The organism is Nocardiopsis mangrovi (assembly GCF_042653925.1).
Lineage (GTDB): Bacteria > Actinomycetota > Actinomycetes > Streptosporangiales > Streptosporangiaceae > Nocardiopsis_B > Nocardiopsis_B mangrovi.
The window spans coordinates 1-1044 of the sequence record NZ_JBHSFQ010000090.1 but is presented as its reverse complement, the minus strand read 5'-3'; the positions used below and the strand labels follow the sequence as shown (position 1 = coordinate 1044).

The 1044-nt window shown below is 71.3% G+C and carries 1 protein-coding gene; it reads left to right on the top strand.

Features of this window, described 5'->3' with window-relative positions; translation table 11 throughout:
- Positions 1 to 138: 138 nt before the first annotated feature.
- A protein-coding gene (locus tag ACFO4E_RS30060; RefSeq protein ID WP_378580715.1) for an IS5 family transposase occupies positions 139 to 1025 on the top strand; the annotation gives its coding sequence in 2 pieces (ribosomal slippage) (positions 139 to 537 and positions 540 to 1025; 885 coding nt in all).
- The last annotated feature ends 19 nt before the right edge of the window (positions 1026 to 1044 follow it).

Genomic DNA, 1044 nt, shown 5'->3' with positions numbered 1-1044 from the left:
CTAGGGCGTGTCTGGAAACCGGGTCATGTAGGGATGAACGGCATCACAACGGCATAGTCGGGCGTGTCACCCCGCAGATGAGTGAAGCCTCCGGTAGACGGGTCAACGACCAAGAAGACCTTGTCAGCCGGAGGCTTCGTGCCGACCCTACCCGGCCCGGGGCGCGGTGACCTCACCGACGCCCAGTGGGCCCTGCTCGAACCCCTGCTCCCCGCACCGGCGGCCACCGGCCGGCCGCCGGTGCGCTGCAAGCGCACCCTCATCGACGCGATCCGGTGGCGAACCCGCACCGGGGCGCCCTGGCGCGACCTCCCCGCAGGCTATGGGCCCTGGCAGACCGTCTACGACCTGTTCCGCCGCTGGAAACAGGACGCCACCTGGGCCCGCATCCTCGACGCACTCCAGGCACACGCCGACGCCCAAGGCCTGATCACCTGGGACGTCGGCGTCGACTCCACCGTCATACGCGCCCACCAGCACGCCGCCGGCGCCCCGAAAAGGGGGAGGGTGAAGATCACGAAACAGTGGCGGAGCCCGCCGACCACGCGCTGGGCCGCTCCCGCGGCGGGCTCACCACCAAAATCCACCTGGCCTGCGAACAGGGCCAGAAACCCCTGGCCGTGGTCGTCACCGCCGGGCAGCGCGGGGACGCCCCGCAGTTCGAGGCGGTCATGGACCGCATCCGTGTCGCGGCCTGCGGGCGCGGCGGGCCGGCGCGCACCCGCCCGGACCGGACCCGCGCCGACAAGGCCTACAGCTCCCGCGCGATCCGCTCCTACCTGCGCAGGCGCAGGATCAAGGCGACCATCCCCGAGCCGGCCGACCGGATCGCCGCCCGCAAGCGCAAGGGGAGCCGGGGCGGCCGGCCGCCCGCCTTCGACACGGCCGACTACCGCCACCGCAACACGGTGGAGCGCGGGATCAACCGGTTGAAGCGCAACCGCGCGGTCGCGACCCGATACGACAAGCTCGCCTCAAGCTACGAGGCCACCGTCCTGATCGCGGTCATCAACGAATGGCTCTGACTTCCCAGACACGTCCTAG